Annotated in this window: 18 protein-coding genes; 12 read left to right on the forward strand and 6 right to left on the reverse strand. The window is 61.0% G+C overall.

All coding sequences use genetic code 11. From position 1 onward, the window contains the following. The first annotated feature begins 2 nt into the window (after positions 1-2). On the forward strand, positions 3-1331 hold the full coding sequence (locus M8R19_RS30860; RefSeq protein WP_249919866.1) for an MFS transporter: 1329 nt from the start codon (positions 3-5) through the stop codon (positions 1329-1331). Between the two features lie 349 nt (positions 1332-1680). On the opposite strand, the gene M8R19_RS30865 is transcribed toward M8R19_RS30860, so the two are convergent. Then, positions 1681-2565, reverse strand: a complete 885-nt coding sequence (locus M8R19_RS30865; RefSeq protein ID WP_074985669.1) for a DMT family transporter — start codon at positions 2563-2565, stop codon at positions 1681-1683. Positions 2566-2841: 276 nt separating this feature from the next. On the opposite strand from M8R19_RS30865, the gene M8R19_RS30870 reads away from it, so the two are divergent. Continuing rightward, positions 2842-3540: a B3/B4 domain-containing protein gene (locus M8R19_RS30870; RefSeq protein WP_249919867.1), complete on the forward strand. Its 699-nt coding sequence runs from the start codon at positions 2842-2844 to the stop codon at positions 3538-3540. 94 nt (positions 3541-3634) lie between these two features. On the opposite strand, the gene M8R19_RS30875 is transcribed toward M8R19_RS30870, so the two are convergent. The 4 genes from M8R19_RS30875 to hyoA all read right to left on the reverse strand — a co-directional run bounded on the left by M8R19_RS30875 (position 3635) and on the right by hyoA (position 9783). After that, complete coding sequence (locus tag M8R19_RS30875) at positions 3635-3907, reverse strand: hypothetical protein (protein ID WP_009620055.1); 273 nt, start codon at positions 3905-3907, stop codon at positions 3635-3637. A 407-nt stretch (positions 3908-4314) separates the two neighbouring features. Next, entirely contained in the window at positions 4315-4665 is a 351-nt protein-coding gene (locus M8R19_RS30880; protein ID WP_249919868.1) for a hypothetical protein, read from the reverse strand. A gap of 33 nt (positions 4666-4698) precedes the next feature. Next, on the reverse strand, positions 4699-5025 hold the full coding sequence (locus M8R19_RS30885) for a low molecular weight protein tyrosine phosphatase family protein (RefSeq protein WP_024128409.1): 327 nt from the start codon (positions 5023-5025) through the stop codon (positions 4699-4701). A 408-nt stretch (positions 5026-5433) separates the two neighbouring features. Beyond that, positions 5434-9783 carry an NACHT domain-containing antiphage protein HyoA gene (hyoA, locus tag M8R19_RS30895; RefSeq protein ID WP_249919870.1) on the reverse strand — a complete coding sequence of 1450 codons (4350 nt, stop codon included), beginning with the start codon at positions 9781-9783 and terminating at the stop codon, positions 5434-5436. Between the two features lie 440 nt (positions 9784-10223). Between hyoA and M8R19_RS33265 the strand changes: the two genes are divergently transcribed. From M8R19_RS33265 to M8R19_RS30945, 8 genes are all read left to right on the forward strand, one after another. Continuing rightward, a complete protein-coding gene (locus M8R19_RS33265) occupies positions 10224-17333 on the forward strand; it encodes a two-partner secretion domain-containing protein (RefSeq protein ID WP_283939525.1) in 7110 nt (2369 codons plus the stop codon). Between the two features lie 9 nt (positions 17334-17342). Beyond that, a complete protein-coding gene (locus tag M8R19_RS30910; protein WP_074985649.1) occupies positions 17343-17582 on the forward strand; it encodes a hypothetical protein in 240 nt (79 codons plus the stop codon). A gap of 111 nt (positions 17583-17693) precedes the next feature. Further along, on the forward strand, positions 17694-17933 hold the full coding sequence (locus tag M8R19_RS30915; protein WP_074985646.1) for a hypothetical protein: 240 nt from the start codon (positions 17694-17696) through the stop codon (positions 17931-17933). Between the two features lie 10 nt (positions 17934-17943). Further along, complete coding sequence (locus M8R19_RS30920) at positions 17944-18291, forward strand: hypothetical protein (RefSeq protein WP_249919871.1); 348 nt, start codon at positions 17944-17946, stop codon at positions 18289-18291. 60 nt (positions 18292-18351) lie between these two features. After that, positions 18352-18684, forward strand: a complete 333-nt coding sequence (locus tag M8R19_RS30925) for a hypothetical protein (protein WP_249919872.1) — start codon at positions 18352-18354, stop codon at positions 18682-18684. A gap of 310 nt (positions 18685-18994) precedes the next feature. Then, positions 18995-19354, forward strand: a complete 360-nt coding sequence (locus M8R19_RS30930) for a hypothetical protein (protein WP_249919873.1) — start codon at positions 18995-18997, stop codon at positions 19352-19354. A gap of 278 nt (positions 19355-19632) precedes the next feature. Continuing rightward, positions 19633-19923: an immunity protein CdiI family protein gene (locus tag M8R19_RS30935; RefSeq protein WP_074985641.1), complete on the forward strand. Its 291-nt coding sequence runs from the start codon at positions 19633-19635 to the stop codon at positions 19921-19923. A 499-nt stretch (positions 19924-20422) separates the two neighbouring features. Beyond that, a complete protein-coding gene (locus tag M8R19_RS30945) occupies positions 20423-20578 on the forward strand; it encodes a hypothetical protein (protein WP_338139907.1) in 156 nt (51 codons plus the stop codon). A gap of 630 nt (positions 20579-21208) precedes the next feature. Here the strand turns inward: M8R19_RS30945 and M8R19_RS30950 are convergent. Next, positions 21209-22168 carry a DMT family transporter gene (locus tag M8R19_RS30950; protein WP_249919874.1) on the reverse strand — a complete coding sequence of 320 codons (960 nt, stop codon included), beginning with the start codon at positions 22166-22168 and terminating at the stop codon, positions 21209-21211. An 89-nt stretch (positions 22169-22257) separates the two neighbouring features. On the opposite strand from M8R19_RS30950, the gene M8R19_RS30955 reads away from it, so the two are divergent. Together M8R19_RS30955 and M8R19_RS30960 are read left to right on the forward strand one after the other, a co-directional pair. Further along, positions 22258-23127 carry a LysR family transcriptional regulator gene (locus M8R19_RS30955; RefSeq protein ID WP_249919875.1) on the forward strand — a complete coding sequence of 290 codons (870 nt, stop codon included), beginning with the start codon at positions 22258-22260 and terminating at the stop codon, positions 23125-23127. A gap of 136 nt (positions 23128-23263) precedes the next feature. Continuing rightward, positions 23264-24154, forward strand: coding sequence for an SPFH domain-containing protein (locus M8R19_RS30960; protein ID WP_009620067.1), 891 nt, complete (start codon positions 23264-23266; stop codon positions 24152-24154). Positions 24155-24280 lie beyond the last annotated feature (126 nt).

Here is a 24280-nt window from a genome sequence, read left to right on the forward strand (position 1 = left end):
CCATGATCGACCACACCCCCACGCCCGGCTCGCGCTCGGCGTTCAAAACCTTCTGCGTCTCCGGCATGGGCACCGCGCTGGAGTTCTACGACTTCGTCATCTACGGCTACGCCGCCGCCCTGGTCTTCCCCAAGCTGTTCTTCCCCGGCATGGACCGCCTCACCGCGGTGCTGGTGGCCTTCGCCGCCTTCGGCGCCGGCTTCTTCGCCCGGCCCCTGGGCGGCGTGGTGTTCGGCCACCTGGGCGACCGCTACGGGCGGCAGAAGGCGCTGGTCGCCACGCTGCTGCTGATGGGCATGAGCACCCTGCTGATCGGCTTCCTGCCGGACTACGCCAGCCTCGGCATCGCCGCGCCCATCCTGCTGGTGGGCCTGCGCCTGGTGCAGGGCTTCGCCGCGGGCGGGGAGTGGGGCGGCGCCGCGCTGTTCGGCATCGAGGTGGCGCCCCGCGGCCGCCGCGGCCTGTGGGGCAGCTTCACGAGCATGGGCATCGGCATCGGCGGCATCTTCGGTTCCGCGGTGTTCGCCCTGGTCAGCCTGGCCTTCGACGACGACCTGGGCGGCATCGCCTGGCGCATCCCGTTCTGGCTCGGCGGCGTGCTGGTGCTGGTCGGCCTCTACGCGCGCCTGCAGAACCCGGCGCCGGCGCAACCGGCCAAGGCCCAGCCCAAGGCCCGCATGCCGTTGCTCGAAGCCCTGCGCCAGCACCCGCGCGAGCTGCTGCTGTGCACCGGCATCGCCTTCGGCTACATCACCGTGGCCTACATCAGCACCTTCTTCCTCGCCTACGCCACCGACATCGGCTACAGCAGCAGCCAGGCGTTGCTGTTCGACTTCGCGCTGTCCATCGCCATCGTCATCTCGGCGCCGTTCTTCGGCCACCTGTCCGACCGCTACGGCCGCCGCACGGTGATGATCTTCGGAGCGGCCATCATGGCCCTGGGGCTGTTCGCCTTCTTCCCGCTGCTGGGCACCCACCACCTGGCGCTGGCCCTGCTGGCCTACCTGGCCGTGGGCTTCTTCATGGGCGCCACCCAGGGCCCGATCCCGGCCTTCCTCGCCGAACAGTTCCCGCGGCGGATGCGCTACTCCGGTATTTCCGCCAGCTACCAGCTGGGGGCTGCCCTGGGTGGTGGGACTGCTTCCAGTGCGGCTACCGCGATCCTTATCGCCAGTGGTCACCAGCCGGTCTACGTGGCGCTGTATGGCGCGGCGGCGATGGCGTTGGTGGCGGTTTGTTCGTTCGTGATGCGTGAGACGGCGTATCTGGAGATGGAAGAGGTGGACAGCGGCGTGGCGTCGACGGGGGGGGGGGTGCGTAGTTTGTCCTGAGGCGGGGAGCTTTTTCTTTTTTGTAGGAGCGAGCTTGCTCGCGAACAGGGCTCCGAATTGGGCATGGTGTGGGCCCTGAAGAGCGCCCTCTCCCTAGCCCTCTCCCTGAAGGGAGAGGGCTGGGGAGAGGGGACGGAGTCAATCCGAAGTACCACAGCTACCGGGTAACTCTGTTCGCGAGCAAGCTCGCTCCTACAAAAAACCAAAACCCGAAGCCCGAAGCCCGAAGCCCGAAGCCCGAAGCCCGAAGCCCGAAGCCCGAAGCCCAAAGCCCAAAGCCCAAAGCCCAAAGCCCAAAGCCCAAAGCCCAAAGCCCAAAGCCCAAAGCCCAAAGCCCAAAGCCCCAACCTCAAACCACCCCCCGCCGCCGCACCCCAGGCACCAGCCCCAGCACCAGCGCACACCCCGCCAGAATGATCAGCGCCCCCAGCCCCTGCACCAGCGACAGCGGCTCGTGCAGCCACAGCGCCCCCACCAGCACTGCCACCACCGTCACCACGAACTCCACGCTGATGGTGCGAGTAGCCCCGATGCGGGCGACCAGGTGGAAGTACACCACGTAGTTGAAGGCGCTCATCATGCAGCCGCACAGCAGCAGGTAGAGCACGTCCAGCGCCGAGGGCACGCCCGGCGGCGGCACCCAGTACAGCAATGGGAGGGTCAGCAGCCCGCCCACCAGGAAGGCGCCGCAGGTCACCTCCCAGGGGCCCGCCGTGCGCAGACGCAGCGCCGCGTAGTTGCTGCCGAAGGCCGCGCACACGCCGCCGAAGATCGAGGCCGCGCAGCCGAGCATGAAGGAAGGCGTCACCGGCACCGCCGGGAAGCCCACCAGCAGGAGCATGCCCAGCAGCCCCAGGGCCAGCCCGGCGGCTCCGGCCAGGGTGATGCGCTCCAGCCCCCAGAGGCGGCCGATGACCATGGAGAACAGCGGGATGGCCGCCACGAAGATCGCCGCCATGGCGGTGCCGATCAGCGGCGTGGCGAAGGTCATGCCGATCAGTTGGCCGGCCACCGTGGTGGCGCCCACCACGCACAGCGGCCGCCACAGGCCGCGGAAGTCCAGCACCCGGCCGCTCAGCCGCGCCGCCGCCAGCAGGGTGAGGCTGGCGATCAGCGCGCGGAAGCTCACCGCGCCCACCCAGCCGAAGCCGGCTATCGCCTTGAGCAGCACCAGGAACGACAGGCCCCAAGCCACAGCGAGATACAGGTAGGCGACGAGATCGCGAGGTTGCATGGGGCACCGGCAGAAAAGGGAAGGGGACACGCGTGAAAGCGCCCCGGCGGGGCGTGCCTATCTTGTCCGAACGGCCAGCTCGGCGGGAAGGGGGCTGTCGCTTCTGGCTGTCTGCATGCCGCAGCGATGCCAGCCGGGCGAACCACACGCCCTGGGCATTAGGAAAACTGATCGCGCATTCGCTTAAATCATCGGGATCGATCTGGAGTGCGCCCCGCCGCGGTGCTAGAAATAGCCCGCGCCAGCCCCTTCGACCGCCGATAGAGAGACGCTTCGATGCAACCCGTACTGCCCCTGATCGAGCCCCAGGTCGCCCGCCTGGCCCCCGGTTTTTGCGCCCTGAGCTTGACGGTCGAGGCCGCGCCCATCCTGCACCCGGAGGTGGCCGGCCAGGCCGTGGAGCACGCCTGCCGGGTGCTGCTCGACGGCGGCCCGGCCTGGGCCGAGGCGCACATCGCCGCCTGGGCCGAGGTGTTCCGTGGCTTCGGCGCCAAGCCCCAGCGCACCCCCTGCTCGGTGGAAGCCCTGCGCAAGCGCGTGCTGCGCGACGGCAGCCTGCCAAGCATCGACCCGCTGGTGGACCTCTACAACGCCATCAGCATCCAGTACGCGCTGCCGGTGGGCGGCGAGAACCTGGCCGCCTACGTCGGCACGCCGCGGCTGGCCATCGCCGACGGCAGCGAGCCGTTCGACACCTTCAAGGAAGGCCAGCCGGCCAACGACCCGCCGCTGCCCGGCGAAGTCATCTGGCGCGACGACCTGGGCGCCACCTGCCGCCGCTGGAACTGGCGCCAGGGCGTGCGCACGCGCCTGGACGCCGAGGCCCGGCAGATGTGGTTCATCCTCGAAAGCCTGCCGGCCATGCCGTTGGAGGCCCTGCACGAAGCCGGCGAGCGCCTGGCCGAAAGCCTGCGGCAGATGATGCCGGGGGTGCGGGTGGAGCAGCGGCTGGTGAGCGCCACCGGAGCGAACTGACCCGGCTACCCATTGCCCATCAAAGCCGAAGGCCGGAGCCCGCGCCTCCACAAGGAAGCACAGGCCCCGGCCTTCGGCCATCCAGGCGGCGCGATCAGCCGCCGCTACGCTCGGCCCGTTGCTGGGCCAGCTCGTACAGGTGCCGCGCCTCGCCGGCCAGTGGCACCAGCGCCGAAGCCAACCGCGAGGTTTCCTGCACCAGCACGTCGTCGCCATCGTGGCATTCCAGCACGTGCAACAGGTCCTCCAGCGCCGCCAGGCGGCGCGCGGCGGCATCGTACAGATGCGCCGCGGGCGCGCCGGCATTCACGAACAGAACATCCTCGAAGGACTGATGGTGCAGCGGCACCAGTTTCGGATCAGCCATGGCACACCTCCAGGGCGAGGGCGCAGGGCAGGGGGGACGGCAAGGTGAACACAGCAAGATGTAAGCGACAGTGCATTTCCGTTGCTCCTTCTGGGAGGGAGAAACCGCCAGCCTGGAAAGAGGGGCGGCGGATCGTGCGGGGGTCGCAGTACCGGCACCGTTGATGCGCATATAACCGGCCAGGCCGAAGCCTGCCCCGCACGATCCGCCATGACTGCACTACGCAGCAGGCAAGAAAAAGCGCCTGTGCAGGAATGCTTTGGCGCTTATACGCGAACAACGGTGCACGGGGCTGCGACACCCCGGCCACGGGATTGACCGTGACAGGGAGCGAATCTAGCGACGGCCTTTGTAGGCCCACAAGGGAGAATGTGGGTGGGAAATTTCAGGTGAATCCGCCGCCCGCGTCACAGGCCAAAGAGGTAGCCCAACACAGCCGCCGTCATGGCCAAAGCCGCCACCACAAAGGCCGGCCTGGATGTGACCAGCCTCAAGAAAAGCTGCCGGTTCCGCCGACGTATCTCCACCAACTCCCGCGCCGCCTCCGGATGAATGTCCCGGAGAAGCTGCTGGCTGCTATAGATCAAATGCCGCGCCTGCCCAAGCTCGCTCGCATTCAGGCAGACAATGGAAAACATCGCCTCACCCTCCGGGCTGACGCCGGTGTTGAAGACATAAGAATCCAGCCCATGCCTGCGCAGCGGCGAGTTCAGGTACTCGGCGAGGGCTTCTTCCTTGAAGTCGAGGAGGGTGTACATGGGGGCAGCCTGTCTATTCGTTTTGTGCGCGCCTCAGACGGCAAGGCAGGACGTCACCATATCGTCGAGCATGTCCACCAGTTCAGGATCCATGAAGCGGTAGTCATCGGGAATATCCAGAACGTGAAGCCGCTTGTGTTCAAGCAGACGGGCATATTCCGCCCGCAGACGATTCAGGTGCTTGCGCTCCATCACGAAGATCACGTCGGCCCAACGGATATCCGCCGGGCCGACGGGTTTGCGGGCGTTCGGGCTGGTGCCTGCCGAACGGGCATCGAAGCCGGGCCGGCGGCGCCAGATAGCTTCCGCGGTGGGGCTGCGCCATTGATTTCGGCTGCAGATGAAAAGCAGGTTGGTCACTCTTGATCCAGCAGTTGTCGGACAGTGCGGATGGGATAACCCAGGCCAAGTTGGCGTGCCCCGAACAGCTTGTCGGCACGGGTGTATAACAGCTTCCAGTTCTTTTCTGGCCGGGGCCGCGGCGGATGAAACGCCTTTTGGGGGGCATGTCTACGGGCCTGTGAGCGTCTCCAGGCGCGAGTTCTTTCCATGATCATATCCTCGTGAATACCGGGTTCAGCAGCTGCGGTAATACGGGATGGGCGTATGGTAGGCGTGAATCGATGCGGTGGCCAGGATGGCGAGACGGCGGTTGCTCCAGGTCGAGCCTGGAGTCGCCGTGTACTTGTCTGTTCTTTACTGCAAACGTCCGGCCGATAGTCGCCGTTGACTAGCAACAGCTTCTGTACCATACCCGACATGGTTGATTCAGCTTGTTGTTTGCCTCGTCTTGGCTTTAAGTCTTGGCCTGAGATCAATGACTTTGATCGTGAGACGTAAGCAGTCACCCATCTCGTTGACAGTATTAGCTGCTTCGCCCTCAAGTAGTACCCGCAGTCCATGAATATCAAGCTTGTCCCCGGTATCTGGGTGTTGCCAGCTACAGTTGCTGGCTACCGTTACAAGAAGGCACCCTGAGCGACAGTTTTCGGCTGCCATATATCTAGCAACGAGTTGATTTCTAATCGTGTCACGCAGAGTACGACCCGAGCAATTTTCACCGAGTTTAAGTTCAATCACTCCTTGCTGGCCCGATAATGCACGTAGCCGGATGTCCGTCTCCTTCTCGTCGGCGGTGACCGCCTCCTGATCGACTGTATAGATACTGTTTGCTGCATTCTGCATCACACGAGCAATTTCCCGACGCATTAATTTCTCGTCTTTGATCAATGCCCAGGTATCGCGAGGGGATGTGTCTTGTAGGAGCAGATCTTCGAGGTCGTCGAGTCGATCGACAAGTGTCGAAAACATATCGTCTCGAGTTGTCGGCGGTGCTTCGCCGTAGCTGTTGAGTATGGCTACTTCAGACTCGGTTAAAGCGGCGCTGTCGGTTTCTTCAGCAGCTTTTTCGCGAGCCAGTAGGGTGAGTCGATCACGGAAGTGGCTGAAGAGTGGATCAGCAGCCATTTCAAGTTTGACTGCCCAAGCTTTCGCTCCTTTTGTATTGAGAAGCCCACTTAGTATAGAGTTTCGTCCACTTTGCGCATGATCACGAGAGTCCGGTGAGTAGACTCCTTCGTGGATGATGTCATCTGATGGTCGTACATGCAGATAAGCCAGTCGGGTTAGGCGTAGAAGTATTGTAGGCGTGAAGTCGATACTACTGAGATCGGCGCGCAGAATATTGTGACGATCTCCAAATATATTGCCGAAGATGTCAATAGTTTGGCCAGTGGGTGCTGGCTCGAGTGGTAATAACAAGCGTTCAATAGTATCTGTTCCCTTTGCTGGGTCAAGACACATTAGTGCAGTCAGCCAAATCTGGGTAGATAGTCCAATTTCAGTAACCTTTAGCCGATCTTCAGCCATGGAGCAGATATGCTTTCGGGTTTCTTCATCACCATGCTTAAGGAGGATGTCGAGTACACGTTCCAGTCGTTCAAATATGACTGTCTCGTTCTCTCGGTTGCTCAAGTTGATAGTGTGGGTATCAAGCCAGGCGAGTAGGCGAGGTAGAAATAGTTGTGCTACGGTCGCCGATGAGTAACTAATATTCTGGAGCAAAATAGCAAACGATCGTGGAGTTGCTATCTCGTCGAGCTCAACGGTTAGTTCGATGCCGAGCGTTTCCTCGACGGCGTCAGGATGGGCGCGAGCGAGATCTTCAAGCCACGTTGGATAGCCACTTCCTTCAAGGGGTGCATAGCGTGCAGCCAGTCTGGCTTCTTCAGCAGAAAGTTTGTGTGCCCAATTAAGGTCCTCAGCTTCAGCTGTAATTGCAGCTAACCCAAGTTGCCAACGAAGGAGGGTGACGCACTTTTCTTCCTGAGGTCTTTCGTAGCGAAGCGTTGGACGATCATTACGCCAGACGGTACGCATGCTGTTACGTAGTCGATCTGCGACCTCTTTGTTGAAGTACTTCTCTATAAAACGACGATTCCAACCGGCCATACTGTTTTCTTGATCAGAGTTTTGCATGGCCTGCCATAGATTCCACGTGGTATGTGCCTCGCAATCGGGACTGAAGGCTGTCTCGGGATGCTCTGCAACTTCGCGCCAAAACGCCATCCAAGCTGCGTGCTTCTTCAGTTCACGCTTCTCTCTGATTTGGCGTTGCCGCTTTTGTCGTGTTTCAAACTTGGCCATTTCCGGATTGATTTTTTGGGGGGCGAGGTGTTTTTCGACCAAGTCAATAAGCTCTGGCTGATCGATAACATATTGCCTGAGTTCCTTGATATGACTATTCGATTCATTGGTGCCGGGCCATATACCACATAGCGCAGCATGGAGCATCATGGTTCTTTCTGGGGTAGGATGATCTGTATCGGCAAGAATTCGCTGTACCCAAAAACCATCTTTTGCACCATTTAGAATCAGTGGGCCATCGAATGAAGAATTGTACATTCTTCGCCAAGGGTCCCTCTCGGGATGCAGGTTCTCGTTGAATGCGTCGTCGGCCCAAAAGACTGCCTCGCGTGACGGTGGCGGTAGCTTTTCAAGCAGTTTTTTAAGTTGCTGTATCGGCTCTTTGTAATCATGGTCTTCACGTCCTAGGCGCAGTGCGATTACTGCGGATTGGAGAGTCGTGATGTCCGTTTCACCATCTTGAATCTGCCTGGTACAAACAGCGGCTAGCATAGGGGCTAGGTATGAATAGCCACTCGCCAAGTGAGGCCATGCTTGCCTCCAAGTAAGCCCCCTTGAAATTAGATCGGTTAATCCTTTGCGCAGTGTTGCTAGATAATCGGGTGAAAATTTTAGCTCAGCAATCCTCTGAGGTAACATCCAGATGAATTCATTAAGGTGGCTTCTTCTATGCTCTTGGATGCTCTCCAGTATCTGGCATATGTATTCAGGATTGATGTGATTCGGAAAAATCCAGACTACTACACTGCGTATAAGGCGTTCCGGCCATTTCTCCGGGCTATCAGTCATGGACTTTATAAGCGTCTCTACACGTGGATCTTCTAATTGAATTAGAGCTTCAATTCCGTGTAGGCGCTCGCCGTGTGTCGCATTGCTATCGTTGGCTACTTCATAGGCGATATCGGAGCATGTGGTAATTGGTGCTGCACCAATTATTTGAAGAAGTAACTCGCGGGCCTCGGGATTCTCAACTCCTGCCTGCCATAGTTTTTGCACATGGTCCGCCAAGTCAGGAGTGGCGAAGCGCTGTACCTGTAAGCGCGGAGTATGGAGCCCGCGCCATCCTCCTCGGCCATGGTGTTGTATATAGCTCTGTAATGCGTCGATACGTTGCGGAAGTAGTAGTGACTCCGGATCACCATGGTTTAACAGCACCTCGGGTTCACGGCCACATATCTCGGAAAAAATGCTTGGTCGTGAGTTGGCCAGCCAGGCTCCAACTGGACGCATTGATGGCCGAACGAGGCGTACCTCCTGTGAAGTCTCAGCAAACAACAGCCGTTTCACTGCTTTGATTGGCATGCCGTGCTGCAAGCGATCTTCCAAGCGTTGTGCTGCAAGGAATTCAATGACCGAACGATGATGGAACCGGACTCGGCCGTAGCTTGCGAAGCCGAACAGAGCCCGTTCGAGTAGAGTCTGGCGCTCCTTAGCTGTCCAATCGTGCAATACCATCGAGGGGTCAAGAGAGGTACCCTGATTTTCTCCTCGGTCAGCCTCTACACTGAGTTGGATTATTATTTTGCGAGTGAGAAGTACTGCTAACGCAAGCCGGCTAGCCCCTTCAAATGCTTTGTCGGGAGATAATTGAGCTGGTTCAGGGCGGTCGGTACGTGGTTTTAACTTTATATTGATATTTTGAATAACTTGTTCTCGGTGGGTACGAATTCGGCGATGCTCGCGCCAGTCGGCGCAAAGCTCTATGAGATCCTGCGGACGACGTGCGAAATCCTCTGCATTGCGCTTGCGGATGTCGGCAAGCAAAGCACTGGTATCGCTGATACCTTCGATCTCCGCCATTTCACGAATCTGATCATCAGACAAGGGCATCAAGGCGACGGTACGCCACTGAGGCACCGTGTCTTGGTTGTTCTGGTCTGTTTTTCTCTGATGGAGGCCCATGGCGATGTTGGCGAAGACCTCGTCGCTTGCGATCAACTCATGAGGAATTGGTATTGGTAAGTACTTCTTAATGAGTTGTTGATCGATATTGATAGGGCGTGTTGTGATAACTATTTGTACGCGACTGAGTTGTCCGGAAATAGCTTTGCTCAGTCGTTTAAGAGCAGTTTCAAAAGAGCCAAGAGTTAATTTTAGTTCGTCAATTGAGTCTAGGAATATAGTGGCGACATCAGACTGTGATACCAGCCATGCGTCAAACCTAGTTTCCTCTTCGGTTGACAGTAAATCACGTAGATTATTGGTTGCGAGTTCTGCCAATTCGAGATAAAAGGCTGGATCACCTAGCTCCCATAAAGCCTGCTGTTGCATGCGGCACTCATAGGTCTTTCCAGCCCCCGCTTCTGAAATAATTAGGGTGCGCTGAGACTCCAGTAGCTTGCCCCAATCGAAAGCACCTGATTGTTTCATTCGGGCAAGTATTGATGCCTGCTCAATGTCAGTGACTCCCTTTTGGGACAGTTCGCAAAAGGTACGCTGGATGCGCGACTTTGGTTTATATGAAGAGTTCATTGGCGACACATTGTCCGAAAAGGTCGTGTAAGTATTCCAGCAGAAACGCCTTGCGATTGGAATTGGCTGGACTCTGTCCGTTGGCCGCTGCTTGTCACGCTCTACAGCGGGCCCGCATAGACTCGGAGTCTTCTGCACCGCCTGCGTCACCATCGTCGCCCGGCAGTTGCGGCATATGTCGGCTGGCATTCTCACCTGGTGGGCAGTGCGCGACCGGAACACTGGCTCTTCTAGCCCCGTAGGATGGGTTGAGCGAAGCGATACCCATCGCCACAGCCGCATGCGAAGTGCGCCCTGGCGCACCTGGGGGCGGGGAGTTCCGCCAGGCGGCTTGATTCGGAAAAGGCTTACGCAAGGGGGCTGGAAACCCTCAAGGCCCCATGCCGAGTAGGGGAATAGAGTCCGCCGGGTCAACGATTACCCCGCGCGAGCCCCCCGATATGGACATCCGCCGCCCCCTCCACCAGGCCATCGCCAGCGCCCTGGCCGGCCTTCTGTTCCTCAATCCGATAGTCGCAGCCGCCGCCCAACTGGCGGTGGACGCGGCCGCCGGCGGCAACACCAGCCTGGGCGCCGCGGGCAACGGCGTGCCCATCGTCAACATCGCCACGCCCAACGGCAGCGGTCTCTCGCACAATAAATTCAGCGACTACGGCGTTGGCCAGCAGGGCCTGATCCTCAACAACGCCACCGGCAAGACCCAGGGCACCCAGCTGGGCGGGATCATCCTCGGCAACCCCAACCTCAAGGGCCAGGCGGCGCAGAAGATCCTCAACGAAGTCACCGGGGCCAATCCCTCGCAACTCAAGGGCTACACCGAAGTGGCCGGGCAGGGCGCCCACGTCATCGTCGCCAACCCCCACGGCATCACCTGCAACGGCTGCGGCTTCATCAACACCCCGCGCGCCACCCTCACCACCGGCAAGCCGATCCTGGCCGGCGAGCGCCTGCAGGGCTACGACGTCGACGGCGGCGAAATCGCCATCGAAGGCGCCGGCCTCAATGCCAGCAACCTCGACCAGTTCGAGCTGATCACCCGCAGCGCCAAGCTCAACGCCGACCTGTACGCCAGGCAGCTCACCGTGGTGGCCGGGCGCAACACGGTGGACGCACAGACACTGGCCGCCACCGCCAAGCCCGACGACGGCAGCGCCAAACCGCAGCTGGCCATCGACAGCTCGGCGCTGGGCGGCATGTACGCCAACACCATCCGCCTGGTCGGCACTGAACAGGGCGTGGGCGTGAAACTGGCCGGCAACATGGCGGCCAGCGCCGGCGACATCCGCATCGATGCCAACGGCAAGCTGGAACTGGCCCAGGTGGCGGCCAGCGGGGACCTGGCGCTGAAGGGCCAGGACGTGGCCCTGAACGGCCCAACCTATGCCGGCGGCAGCGCCAGCGTGCAGGCCAGCGGTGCGCTGAGCAATGCGCAGAGCCTGGCGGCGGGCTCGACCATCGAGCTGAAGGCGAACCAGCTCAGCAACAGCGGCGTGATCGAGGCCGGCGTCAATGCTGACAACAGCCGCAACGCCGGAGGGGATCTCTCTATCGATGCGCAGCACCTGCGCAACAGCGGCAGCCTGATCGCCACGCGCCAGCTGCAGGCCCGCGCTGCTGTGCTCGACAACCGCAACGGCCAGATTGGCGGCCAGCACATCCACATCAGCGGCGGCGCCCTGGACAACCGCCTCGGCCTGTTCGCCGCCGAACAGAGCCTGCGCCTGGACCTGGCCAGCCTGGACAACCGCGAGCAGGGCCTGCTGAGCAGCCAAGGCGGGCTCACGGGACGCGTCGGCAGCCTGAACAACCAGCAGGGCGGCATCACGGCCCGGGCCGTCGAACTGCAGGGCGACAGCCTCGACAACCGCGGCGGCCAACTGTACGCCGAGACCGAACTGGCGCTGGACCTCGGCGCCAACCTGGATAACCGCGGCGGGCGCCTGGAAGGCCAAGGCGTGCGGGTGCGTACCGCCAACCTGGACAACTCCGCCGGCGGCATCCTCAGCGGCGCCGGGGGCTTGCTGCAACTGGCCACCGGGCACTTCGACAACCGCGCCGGCATCGCCCAGGGCGCCGCGCTGCTGCTCGACGCCGACAGCATCGCCAACAGCGATGGGCACCTGGCAGCCACCCACTGCGACGCCCGGGTGAACAGCGCCGGCTTCGACAACCGCGCCGGCGGTCTCTTCGCCAGCCAGGCCCTGGCCCTGTATGCCGGCGATTTCCTCAACCACGGCGGCCAGGTCGGCGCCCGGGACATCGACTTCAGCCTGCGCGGTGCGCTGGACAACACTCTCGGCCTGATCGAGGCCGGCAACCAGCTCACTCTCACCGCCGCCGGCCTGTCCAACGCACAGGGCCGCGTGCGCGCCCTCGGCCAGCAGGGCGCCACGCGCCTGAGCATCGGCGGCCTGCTGGATAACCGCGAAGGCCTGCTGGAAAGCGCCGCTGCCGACCTGCTGCTCACCAGTGGCGACCTGCGCAACGACGACGGCAGCGTGCGCCACCTGGGCAATGGCGGGTTCGGCATCGACCTGGCGCAACTGGGCCTTGCGGGCGGCAGCTTCGTCACCAACGCCGCGCTGAACCTGAGCGCGGCCAGCTGGAGCAACCGCAGCAGCCTGCAGGCGCGTGAACTGAGCCTGGATATCGGCCAGCTGGAACAAGCGGCCGAGGGACGTCTACTGGCCAGCCAGGCCCTGCGCGGCACGGGCGGCGACTGGCGTAATGCCGGCCTGATCGCCAGCGACGGCGACCTGGCGCTGAACCTGGGTGGACGCTACAGCGGCAGCGGCCAACTGAGCAGCCTGGGCGAGCTCGGCCTCGATGCCACCAGCCTTGCCCTCGATAGCAGCGCCAGCATCATCGGCGGTGGTGCCACCCGCATCAGCATTGGCGGCAGCCTGGACAACGCCGGTCGCATCACCGCGGCCGGCGACCTGCTGGCCCGCGCGGCCAGCCTGAACAATACCGGCACCCTGGGCAGCGCCGCCGACCTGCGGATCGAGAGCGCGGACCTGCTCAACGAAAACGGCCTGCTGTTCAGCGGCGGCGACATGGCGCTGCGCGTGGAGCGCTTCGTCAACCGCTACGCCGACGTCTACAGCCTGGGCGCCCTGGACATCGCCGCGGACGACCGGCAAGGGCGCGCCCGTGTGGTGGAGAACCGTTCGGCCACCCTGGAGGCGCAGGGCGACCTGGCGATCGCCAGCGACAGCCTGAAGAACACCCAGGACAGCTTCCGTCTCGGGCAGAAGCTGATCTCCGGGGAAATCATCGTTCGCTGCTACGACTGCTCCGGCGACCACTACAACGTCGACTACATCGCCCGGGAGGTCTATGCCAGCGAGGTGCAGGAGGCATCCCCGGCCGCTTTCATCCAGGCCGGCGGCAACCTGCGGGTGGATGCCCAGGACTTCGAGAACACCGCGAGCACCCTGGCCGCCGGTGGCGACATCACCATCAGCGCCGGCAGCTTCGTCAACCAGGGCATCAGCGGTGGCGAGAGCATCCGCACGCGGATATTCAACAGCGGCAGGGTCACCGACGGCACCGTCGAACGCTTCGTCGGCCATTACGTCCTGCCCTACAACCTGGCGAACAATGCCGATCCCTCGGTGTTCAGCTACTGGGACAACCTCATCGGCGGGCTCAACCAGGGCACGGTGACCCCCACCGAACTGGCCAACGGTCTGCTTCTGCACGTCTACCGCGACGCCGATGGCAACCTCCACCGGCCGATGCACGTGCCGGACTACCAGGCCAACCACTACGACCCGGACAACCTGCTGGAATTGCCGTCGGCGCTGTACGACCTCGGCTTCCTCAGTGACATCTGGGAATACCGCCCGGGCGGCGCCACCTCCGCCAACGCCGTCATCCAGGCGGCCGGCGCGGTGCAGATCAGCGCCGGCGAGCGCCTGGACAATGGCGTCATCCACCCCGGCATTGCCTACGACGGCGGGGTGGCGCGGATCGAGGACGTTCAGGTCGACGGCCAGTCGCAACCCCTGGTCGCGGTGCTCAACCCACAGCTGCCGCCAGACCTCGCCCAGCAGGCGGTCAACCCCATCACCCTGCCGGGTTTCCGCCTGCCCCAGGGCGAGCATGGCCTGTTCCGGCTCAACGCCCCGGACAGCGGCCACCCCTACCTGATCGAAACCAACCCGGCGCTGGCCGGGCTCAAGCAGTTCCTCGGCTCCGACTACCTGCTGGCCCAGCTGGGCTACGACCCGGCCCAGGCGCAGCAGCGCCTGGGCGACGGCCTCTACGAGCAGCGGCTGATCCGCCAGGCGCTGGTGGCGCGCACCGGCCAGCGCTTCATCGCCGGGCTGTCCAGCGACGAAGCGCTGTTCAGGTACTTGATGGACAACGCCATCGGCTACAAGGACCGCCTGGGCCTCAGCCTCGGCGTGGCCCTGAGCGCCGGGCAGGTGGCGGCGCTGACCCACGACATCGTCTGGCTGGAAGAGGCCGAGGTGAACGGTCGCAAGGTGCTGGTGCCGGTGCTCTACCTGGCTCAGGCCGAGCATCGTCTGGCACCCAACGGCGCGCTGATCCAGGGGCAGGACCTGGCGCTGATCAGCGGCGGCGAACTGAACAACGCCGGCACCCTGCGCGCCAGCAACGACCTCGGCGCCACTGCCGCCAACATCGGCAACAGCGGCCTGATGGAAAGCAACCGGCACCTGCAATTGCTGGCCACGCAAAGCATCCGTAACGCCGCCGGCGGCATCATCAGCGGGCGCGATGTCAGCCTCGCCGCGCTGACCGGCGATGTCGTCAACGAACGGACCCTGACCCAGGTGCAGGGCCAGGCCAGGGGCGCCAGCCTGCAGACCAGCCTGCTCGACAGCGCCGCGCGCATCGAGGCCGGCGGCGACCTGTCGATCAGCAGCGGGCGCGACCTGCTCAACCTGGGTGGCCAGCTGCAGGCCAAGGGCGACATCCAACTGCAGGCCGGGCGCGATGTGCTGATCGGCGCCGTCGAGTCCGTCGACAGCAACGCCCGCCAGGACAAGCGTCATAGCTGGGAACAGACCGAGGTCCGCCAGCACGCCGCCGGCGTCCAGGCCGGCGGTGACCTGCAGATCAGCGCCGGCCGCGATATCGGCGTGCTGGCCAGCCACCTGGAAGCCGGCGGCGACGCCAACCTGGCCGCCGCCGGCAACCTGCTGCTGGGCGCCGCGCAGGAGCAGAGCAGCCGCGAATACCACTACCGGCGCAGCGGCAAGAAGGTCGACAGCGAAGACAGCCGCGTCAGCCAGCGCGGCACGACCCTGAACGCCGCCGGCGACGTCACCCTCAGCGCTGGCCAGAACCTGACCCTCGAAGCGAGCCAGGTCGGCGCCGGCAAGGAAGCCTTCCTGGTGGCTGGCGACAAGCTCCAGCTGCTGGCCGGTCATGACAGCGAACACTCGCTGTACCAGAAGCAGAAGAAGGGCAGCCTCGGCAGCAAGAGCTTCAAGCGCGACGAAGTCACCGACGTGAAGGCCGTGGGCAGCCAGGTCAGCGCCGGCGGCGACATCACCCTGCTCAGCGGCGGCGACCAGAAGTATCAGGCCGCCAGGCTGGAAAGCGGCAACGACATCGCCATCGTCAGTGGCGGCAGCGTGACCTTCGAAGCGGTCAAGGACCTGCACCAGGAAAGCCACGAGAAGAGCAAGAGCGACCTGGCCTGGCAGTCCGCCAAGGGCAAGGGCCAGACCGACGAAACCCTGCGCCAGAGCCAGCTGATCGCCCAGGGCGAACTGGCGATCAAGGCCGTGGAAGGCCTGAAGATCGACATCAAGCACATCGACCAGAAGAGCGTCGGGCAGACCATCGACGCCATGGTGCAGGCCGATCCCGACCTGGCCTGGCTGAAAGAGGCCGAGGCGCGGGGGGATGTGGATTGGCGGCGGGTGCAGGAGGTGCATGACAGCTGGGAGTACAGCAGTTCGGGAATGGGGCCGGCTGCACAACTGGCGGTAGCGATCGTACTCAGCGTTGCCACATATGGGGCCGCAAGTACCGCAGTCGGCACAGCAGCAGGGGCCACCGCAGGTTCCAGCACCGCTATGGCCGCTGCGGGAGTCAGTGCAACGGGGGCAACAGTCGCGGCGGGTTGGGGCAATGTGGCGCTGGCCAGTGGAGCGGCCTCACTCGCCTCTACTGGCGGTGTCAGCGCCATCAACAATAAAGGCGATATCGGTACAGCGCTAAAGGACACCCTGAGTAGCGACGGCCTTCGCCAAGCGATGATCGCTGGTGCGCTAGGTGGATTGACCACGGGCTACTTCGACGATCTGGTCGGCACCCAGACCAAGTTCGTCAACGGCAAGGTGGTCGTGGACCTGAGCAGCCCGAATGGCGTCGCCGCCTTCGCAGCCAACCAGGCGTTGCAGAACATGACCAGTGCCGCCCTGAACAAGGCCACCGGTGGCTCGGCCAGCTTCGGGGATGCGCTCAAGGGCAGCCTCTACAACACCTTGGCGGCGGCCGGCTTCAATGCCGTGGGTGATTTCGGCCAGGCCCACAAGCTGGATACCGGCAGCGGCCAGATGGTGGTCCTGCACGCCTTGATGGGTGGCCTGGCTGCCGAGGCGCGAGGGGAAAGCTTCGCTACCGGTGCGCTGGCTGCTGGTCTCAACGAAGCCGTGGTGAAGGATCTAGACGCGCTGGTCAGCAGTTACTCGCCCGAGAACCGCGAGGCCCTGCTGAGCATGAGTTCGCAGTTGCTCGGTCTGGTCGCCACGGTGGCGCAGGATCCGGATGCGGACACGAACAAGCTGGAAACCGGCTCCTGGGTAGCGAAGAACTCGACGCAGTACAACCACGAACTGCATCGAAAAAATGCCGAGAGTTTTGCTGAAGGCGCCCTGGATTTCTGCAAGAAGCAGCCGGCGTACTGTGGCCCTGGAGCCGATCAGGTCAGCGAGCAGGACATGATGGATGCCCTGGCTGCGACTGCGGCACACGGCGAGGGGATCGATAAGGTCAAGCCGGAAGCCCTGCGCTTGGTAAACCAGTTCCTGGTCAATCCGGACCTTGCGGATACACTGCAAACCGATCTGTTCGCCCCTACGGCTTCTGAACAGCAACGCCTGAACACCTTGGAAAAGGCGGAGCTGGCAGCAGCAGGTGTTTCAGCAGCGGCGCTGGCAAAGGCTGTAATGGCAGGTGGTGGCCAACTGCTGAGTAAGCTAGCTGGGGCGTTGAAGGGGCAGGACTCAAAAGGATCGGCGACGGCTCTTCAGATCTTCGGTGGCCGCCGTGTTGATGATCTTGCAGCAGCCGCTTCGAATCCGATTAATAAAGAGGGTTTAACACAGGCGGCTAGAGCATTGACTAAGCATGCATCCGGACAGAGGGAAACGGGGACATTCCCTAAACTTTCTGGCGGTATTAAGCAGCAGAATGAAACTGCTCAGAAGATAGTTGATGAGATTCTTAATAATCCTAAATCAACATTCACAAATTTGGGGCGAGGTGGTCTTGAGGTTCGAGCACCCGATGGCCGAGGGCTTCGCTATAATAGTGATGGCTCGTTCTCTGGGTTTGTGGATTAAGTGATTAGAATGATAATACTTGAAAGCAATCCTGATTTTGAAGTTGTGCGATATAGCGATTCGCGCTATGAGAATTTAACTGCTGAGATCCGGTACAAAGGAGAGCCAGTTGCGCAGGTAAATCAAGACATGGGAGTTGACAGTCTTGAGCTTGAGGTGTTTGCTGACTTAAAGGATTCTATATTACGAGTTCCATTGGATGGTTTTTTGGAGTCTTTAAAGCTGGCAAAAGAGTTGCTTGTTCAGTAATTTTTTGGTGCAAAAGGAATAGAAATTGCGCCGGGTAAGTTTGATTATCTATTTGGCCGTGTCGCTAGTAACTCCCATAATGCTGCTCGTTCAAACCAGCTTGCGCTCGAAATGAAAAGACTTGGTGTTCCAGACAATTCTGCTGGACGTCAGATGCTAACTGATCACTTGACGCTTTCTGCCAAAACTGAGGGTAATGTGATAAATACCTTTTCCAACCAGTACGGAAAATTTGAGGTCAGAGAATCATTTTTTATGGGGCCATCAGGTAAGGCTGCTAACTTCCAGAGCACGTTCCAGGTTCTTGATGATGGCACTCGTAAGCTCAGCAAAGTCATACCGCTTCACTGAGGAGGTCGCAGTGGAATTTCCAAGCCCAACCGATTTTTTGGAGGAGTTTGGTATCGAACCTGTTGAGGTAGATCCAAGCTTGGCTTTATGCCGTTATACAAGAAAATCAAAAAAATACGAGATCGAAATTGATATTTCTTTTAGCGCTGTCATGGAGTCGTTCCAAGTGGTTCTGAGACTTGCCATGCAGGAGTTGGCAATTGTTTCCTCGGAAAACGTCAAATCTATTGAAATAGTACGTGATAGTTCGGGAGCGGGAGTCCGAGTTGTTTTTGATAATTGCGGATCAACTTCGGAGGCTAGGGTGATGCTTGAACCTGAGGTGAGTCTTCGATGGTGGACGTTGCGTAACGTTTAAATTGCGGCAAAAGGGGCTATAGATGCTCCAAAGATCACTATCAGAGATCATTACCTGAACATGGTGGACGACATTAAAGTTCAGCTTTCGTCCCAAGAATACAGAGTTAATACGAAAGAAGTTTTTGGTAGTTCCCGCGGAGCTGGTCGCTGTAGACCAGGTATTGTGGCGGCACCCCTAGATGGAAAGCTGAGAATTATTGAGATTAAGACAGGAAATGCGGATTTGAGTATTCAGCAATCTGAAATATTCCCGCAGATTCGGGATGGTAGTTCAATTCCAAGAGAGAAAGTTGCTGATAGCTTCGGTCTGGCTCCAGGGGTGCCGCTCAGAGATCAGGGCTATCCAAACGGTATTCCTAGACGAAATCTGATGATATTGGAGCAATGCTAGTCTCGTTGGACTGGAAGATTTGGTTGAATAATTCGGGGCCTGCTGATCCAGCAGCATGGGGAGATTGGCTAGATGCTGTAAAAAAGCGCGGAAAGATAACCTGAAGTGGTAGTTTTGTCTTTAGGCCGAAAAGGGGCAGATTTATTTTTCCTGCTCTAAAGCTGGCTGGCTGGACAGAATTAGGGTGTGAGAAATAAATCGTCCCTTTTGTTCTGGCAACGGGGAAATCACCGCAACCAACGAAAGGTCTTTCTAATGCTGAAAGGAAACAATGGATTAGAGAAAGAACGCATATTGAGCAGGTGAACTAATGTTTGATTTCCTAAGGGTTATTATGTCTTTTCTTCCTCTCGATATAAAAAATGTTGAGTGGGATAGTGATTCCTTGGTTGTTTCTGGTGACGATTGGAGCTTTGTCACCACTAGTGCATGGCGGGTTTCTCAAGGTAAAGAGCTATTGTTTACATGCTGGGATAATCAGCTAGATGTAAATATAGAAGGTCTGGTAGGGCTTACAATTGTTGATGTTTCATGGGTCTCTGATGGTCAGCCAATTGATCCGTCATTTATTCTCTCTGATGGAAGAAGACTTGATGTGTTTTGCTCTTTTATTTGTGAGCCCTGGGTGATGAATCTTCCGGGTAACAGCGTTTATGTTGGGAATTCGTAGGTGGAACAATATTTCTTGTGCTCAACTCTGTAGAGTTTGGAGTACTTGATTAGGTTAAAATGATTATTAGTGTCAGTTAGTTGGCTAGGGTTGATATTGGATAAGGCCGAAAAGGGGGGCTTATTTTTTCTGCTCTAGAGCTAATTGATTGGGCAGTATTAGAGTTCACCCCTATTTTTCATCACATATAATGGTGTTTAGCAATATGTCTCAATTGGCGTCGACTCAAACGGTTTCGTGGTTCGAGCGAATCCAGTCAGCTCTTGGAGACCATTGCCATGATCAAGTTGAGATTAGCGAGTGAATATTTGGCTGGACCGATATTTTGTCCGGAGCCGGATATTATGGGGCACATTGATATTGACGACTTGCCCCTTTCTCAAGAACTGAAGGCTGAAATCACCGCATGGGACAGTGAGTATCAGGCGACGTTCAATAGCGACTACCCGCCTGATTCTGGGTTTAGCTCGCCTGAGGTGGCGTTTCGACATATAGCTGAAGGGCAAGAATTGGCCAAAAAATTACAGCAAGAACTAGGAGGGGGGTATGCGGTTGAGTACTGCCTATAACAGATAGTTCTTCGGTGCGAAAGGTAGCGTCGGTGCAGGGACCGAAATGCCGAAATGGGGGCGGATTTGAATGGCACTTACTTAAGCGCTAACTAATTGATTCAGAAAAGAAAGGCTGCTCTTGGTCTACGGTGATGGTTGCGAACACACCGAGCCCAAGGAGCCGCCCAGATGAATCCTAGGCGCCAGGCCGTCATTCATTAACAGCAGCGCGCCCGTCGGTATACATCGAATACGGACGCTTACGCCTTCTTCAACCTGCTAACCGGCCCTGAATTATTCGACCCTGTCGAGTTGCTGCTGCCGGTTCATCGGGAGCGCTTGTTCCCGCCGCCAGCCGCGAACACCAGCTGATCGGCGAAGGCCAGCTGTCCGGTCCCTTCGAGCTGTTCGACCGCCAGCACGAGCTGACCCTCGGCGCCAACTACGGCCGCTCGCACCTCAAGGCTGGCGCCGACACCATCGCCGCCAACGGCTACTACACGCCCTGGTGGACCTGATGGCCAGCTACGACATCGACAGCCACTGGAGCACGGCACTGAACCTGAACAACGTCACCGATCGCAAGTACCTGCTGTCGCTGTACGAAAGCACCACTACCGCCAACTATGGCGTGCCGCGCAACCTCACCGCCTCGGTCACCTGGAAGTACTGACCCGCAGCTCTCGGCTGCATGCCCGGCAGGTTCAACACCAACCTGCGGGAGCGGGCCCTGCCCGCGATTCGCGCGCAGGGCGCGCTCCTACATGGGAGCGGAGTGGGTGGGGAGGCGTAGGCGGATCTCATCCGCGAATCGCGCCGGAGCCTCCGACTATCGCGGACAAGGTCCGCTCCTTCCGGTGGGCACCCCGGCGCGACCTGCAGGGCAGTTGCTCCTACGGGCAGGCATGGAACGGAGTGGCACCCGCCAGCGGCGGATAACCGCTAGCCGCGTTCCTCGCTGGGTGCACCTGATTCAGTCTTCCGCCTTCCGACGCCAATCGGGGAGGGCGGATCGCACAGGTTATGGCCGCTTTTGGCCCAAATCTGCCCGTGATGGCGGGAGCGCCTGGCAATCCAATTTGACTCGGCCTCTCTATAGCTATCGAGTCAGACTGAACTGAGCAACTGACAACTGCTGAGGCCAACAGAGACCCAAACTAGTTGTGGGACAGGATACGGGTTGCTTGGTCGCGGATGCTGCAGACTTCGTCTTCGGTAAGTGGAGAACCTTTTCTGTTTTCGGCAGCGGTGAGCAGTGTCATGAGAGCGGGTACAAAAACCAGGGATTGAGGATCGGCTGACATCAAGTCCGCTCCCTTTCCCCATTGCGCTCGGTGAACCAGATGGCAACGGCCATCACCGCGACGCCCATCAACTGCAGAGCACCCAGGCGCTGCCCGTAGAACAGCCAGTCGATGACGATGGCCACGGCCGGGTAGATGAACTGGTAGACCGCGATCCTGTCGGTGTTCAGGCGCGCCATGCCGGCGTACATCAGCGAATAGGCGAGCCCCGTGTGGATCAGCCCCAGGCCTGCCAGCCATGCCCAGGAGGCGCCCCATTGCGGCCAGCCGTGGAGCATGGGCCACGCCAGGAGGACCAGCGTTCCGATCGCGCATTGCCACCAGGCGAGGATGCCGGCCGACATGTGCCGTAGCCGCCGGGCGACGATGGTGACGCAGGCGGTGCAGAAGGCGCCGACCAGGCAGAACGCCATGCCCCACCAGTAGCTCGCGGGGTAGGCCTGGTCCGCGCCGAACAGCGAAAGGTGCTCCAGTATGCCGGTCGCCAGCACCAGGCCGGCCATGGCGACGATCACCGATACCACGCGCCGCTTGGCGATCGGCTCCTTCAGATACCAGGTACCCAGGATCAGCACCCACAGCGGCTGCACATGGAAGAGCACCGTGGCCGCGCCCGCGGAGGTGCGCTCGATGGCGGCGAAGAACAGGCTCCAGGCCAGCACCATCAGGCCGCCCGCCGCGAGCAGCGCGAAGGTCGCGTTCCTGCCCGGGAGCAGGCCGCGCAACTGGCGGCGACAGGCTGCCCAGAGCGTCAGCCCCAGCAGGCCGAAGGCGCAGCGGAACCAGGTCGCGGTCAGCGGATCGGCGCCGGACTGGTGCAGGAAGAGGCCGATGGTGCCCAGGACGACGCTGCCCAGTACGAAGGGCAGCGTTCCGCCGGTGGCGTCGGAAGCGGAGGGCGCGGTTCGCTGGCTGAAAGGCGAAGCCTGCGGCTCCGCTATCTGTTCATGTGTGTTCATGCGGCGAGTGTGGGGCTGCCCCGCTGGAACGAGAAGCGCATAATGCCGCAGGCAAGTATTCGATAAACGAATTTAAAGGACCGATCAAGATGATGCCGCGTGACCTGCAGCTGGATTGGCTGAAGTGCTTCGTTTCCGTGGTCGATGCGGGCTCGCTGTCCAGCGCGGCGGGCGAGGTGCATCGTTCGCAATCGGCGGTCAGCATGCAATTGAAGAAACTGGAAAGCGCCCTGGGCCGGCAACTGCTGGTACGCGGCCCGCGCAGCCTGCAGCTGACCGCGGACGGTCAGACGCTGCTGGGCTTTGCCCGCCGCATGCTCGACCTGCACGCCGAAACCCAGGCCGCCTTCCATGGCGAGGAACTCAGCGGCCGGGTTCGCCTTGGCGTGCCCGACGACTACGCGGCCAAGTACCTCACGCCGGTGCTCAAACGCTTCGCCCAGCGCTATGGCAGCGTGGAAATCGAACTGAACTGCGAGCAGTCGACGGCGCTCATCCCGCGGGTGGCCAGCGGCGACCTGGACCTGGCCCTGGTTTCCCGCGACCACTCCCGGCGCGGAACGCTGCTGTTCCACGAACCCATGGTCTGGGTGGGCTCGCCGCAGTTCGAGCTTTGGCGGCGCGACCCGCTGCCGATCGCGGTCTACGAGAGCACGAGCCTCGCACGGCGCAGCGCGATCAACTCCCTGGCGCTGCAGGGCCGGCGCTACAAGGTGGTGTACAACAGCTCCAGCCTCGCCGGGCAGCTCGCCGCGGTGGAGAGCGGCCTGGCGGTGGCGGTGCTGACGCAATGCAGCGCCCCCGATCACTTGCAGATACTGGGCGTCGAGCAGGGGCTCGGCCCGCTGGAGCCCATGGAGGTCGCCGTCTATCGAAGCCGCGCTTCCCAGGGCTCCAAGGCCGTGGACAGCCTGCGGAGCCTGTTGATCAGGACGTTGAGGTTGTCGAGCGAGGGCTGAAGGATTGCTGGTGGAGTTCGTTTCCTTCGAGGCGAGCGACATTCGATGCTGGTGCCGGCCCAGGTCAATCCGCTAGGCTTGCCGCTCCCGGCGCAGGTGCCGGGCCCCAGGAACGCCACTTTCAAGGAGATGCCCCATGGCGAACATTCCCCAGGCGCTGCCGCGCGCCTTTCCCCTGAAACTCGTCGCCGGCGGCCTGATCGGCCTGCTGGTGCTGGTCGCCGTGGGCGGCTCGTTCTACACCATCGACGAGAAGGAGCGCGGCGTGGTGCTGCGCAACGGCAAGCTGGTGGACGTGGCCGAGCCCGGGCTGGGCTGGAAGGTGCCGTTCATCGAGACGGTGAAGACCCTGTCGATCCAGAACCACACCAGCCGCTACGAGCAACTGCAGGCCTACAGCCGCGACCAGCAGAGCGCGGCGCTGGTGGTCTCGGTGTCCTGGCACGTGACGCCGGACGAGGTGGCGAAGGTCTACTCCGGCTACGGCGACCTGCAGGGGCTGGTGGACCGTCTGATCAGCCGCCAGGTGCCGACCCAGGTGGAAAACGTCTTCGGCCGCTATACGGCGATCCAGGCGGTGCAGAACCGGGGGCAGTTCGTTGCCGACGTGGCCACCGCGGTCAAGGCCGCGGTCAAGGGCCCGGTGGTGATCGACGGGGTGCAGGTGGAGAACATCGACTTTTCCGACGCCTACGAACGCTCCATCGAGGAGCGCATGAAGGCCGAGGTGGCGATCCAGACCCGCCAGCAGAACCTCGCCACCGAGCAGGTGCAGGCGCAGATCCAGGTCACCCAGGCGCAGGCCGAGGCCGACTCCAAGCTGGCCCAGGCCAAGGCCGACGCCGAGGCCACCCGCCTGCGCGGCCAGGCCGAGGCCGATGCCATCCGCGCCAAGGCCGAGGCCCTGGCCTCGAACCAGAACCTCATCGAACTGACCAAGGCCGAACGCTGGGACGGCAAGCTGCCGGAAACCATGCTGCCGGGCTCGACGCTGCCGTTCATCGATGTGAATCGCGCACGTCCCTGATCCTGGCATCGGTTCCTCCTGGGGCCGGGCCCGGTGGGGTCGGCGCCAACCTGTAGGAACAACTGTCTGCGCCGAGGCGCTTTCCGTAGGATGGGTTGAGCTTGCGAAACCCATGCGGTTGCACTG

It is taken from the genome of Pseudomonas sp. R3.Fl, assembly GCF_023516765.1.
GTDB lineage: Bacteria > Pseudomonadota > Gammaproteobacteria > Pseudomonadales > Pseudomonadaceae > Pseudomonas > Pseudomonas citronellolis.

What these genes read in the sequence shown, in the direction of transcription:
- M8R19_RS30860 (WP_249919866.1), top strand. Translation starts at nt 3, where the DNA reads ATGATCGACCACACCCCCACGCCCGGCTCGCGCTCGGCGTTCAAAACC.
- M8R19_RS30865 (WP_074985669.1), bottom strand. Translation starts at nt 2,565, where the DNA reads ATGCAACCTCGCGATCTCGTCGCCTACCTGTATCTCGCTGTGGCTTGG.
- M8R19_RS30870 (WP_249919867.1), top strand. Translation starts at nt 2,842, where the DNA reads ATGCAACCCGTACTGCCCCTGATCGAGCCCCAGGTCGCCCGCCTGGCC.
- M8R19_RS30875 (WP_009620055.1), bottom strand. Translation starts at nt 3,907, where the DNA reads ATGGCTGATCCGAAACTGGTGCCGCTGCACCATCAGTCCTTCGAGGAT.
- M8R19_RS30880 (WP_249919868.1), bottom strand. Translation starts at nt 4,665, where the DNA reads ATGTACACCCTCCTCGACTTCAAGGAAGAAGCCCTCGCCGAGTACCTG.
- hyoA (WP_249919870.1), bottom strand. Translation starts at nt 9,783, where the DNA reads ATGAACTCTTCATATAAACCAAAGTCGCGCATCCAGCGTACCTTTTGC.
- M8R19_RS33265 (WP_283939525.1), top strand. Translation starts at nt 10,224, where the DNA reads ATGGACATCCGCCGCCCCCTCCACCAGGCCATCGCCAGCGCCCTGGCC.
- M8R19_RS30910 (WP_074985649.1), top strand. Translation starts at nt 17,343, where the DNA reads ATGATAATACTTGAAAGCAATCCTGATTTTGAAGTTGTGCGATATAGC.
- M8R19_RS30915 (WP_074985646.1), top strand. Translation starts at nt 17,694, where the DNA reads ATGAAAAGACTTGGTGTTCCAGACAATTCTGCTGGACGTCAGATGCTA.
- M8R19_RS30925 (WP_249919872.1), top strand. Translation starts at nt 18,352, where the DNA reads ATGGTGGACGACATTAAAGTTCAGCTTTCGTCCCAAGAATACAGAGTT.
- M8R19_RS30930 (WP_249919873.1), top strand. Translation starts at nt 18,995, where the DNA reads ATGTTTGATTTCCTAAGGGTTATTATGTCTTTTCTTCCTCTCGATATA.
- M8R19_RS30935 (WP_074985641.1), top strand. Translation starts at nt 19,633, where the DNA reads ATGATCAAGTTGAGATTAGCGAGTGAATATTTGGCTGGACCGATATTT.
- M8R19_RS30945 (WP_338139907.1), top strand. Translation starts at nt 20,423, where the DNA reads ATGGCCAGCTACGACATCGACAGCCACTGGAGCACGGCACTGAACCTG.
- M8R19_RS30950 (WP_249919874.1), bottom strand. Translation starts at nt 22,168, where the DNA reads ATGAACACACATGAACAGATAGCGGAGCCGCAGGCTTCGCCTTTCAGC.
- M8R19_RS30955 (WP_249919875.1), top strand. Translation starts at nt 22,258, where the DNA reads ATGATGCCGCGTGACCTGCAGCTGGATTGGCTGAAGTGCTTCGTTTCC.
- M8R19_RS30960 (WP_009620067.1), top strand. Translation starts at nt 23,264, where the DNA reads ATGGCGAACATTCCCCAGGCGCTGCCGCGCGCCTTTCCCCTGAAACTC.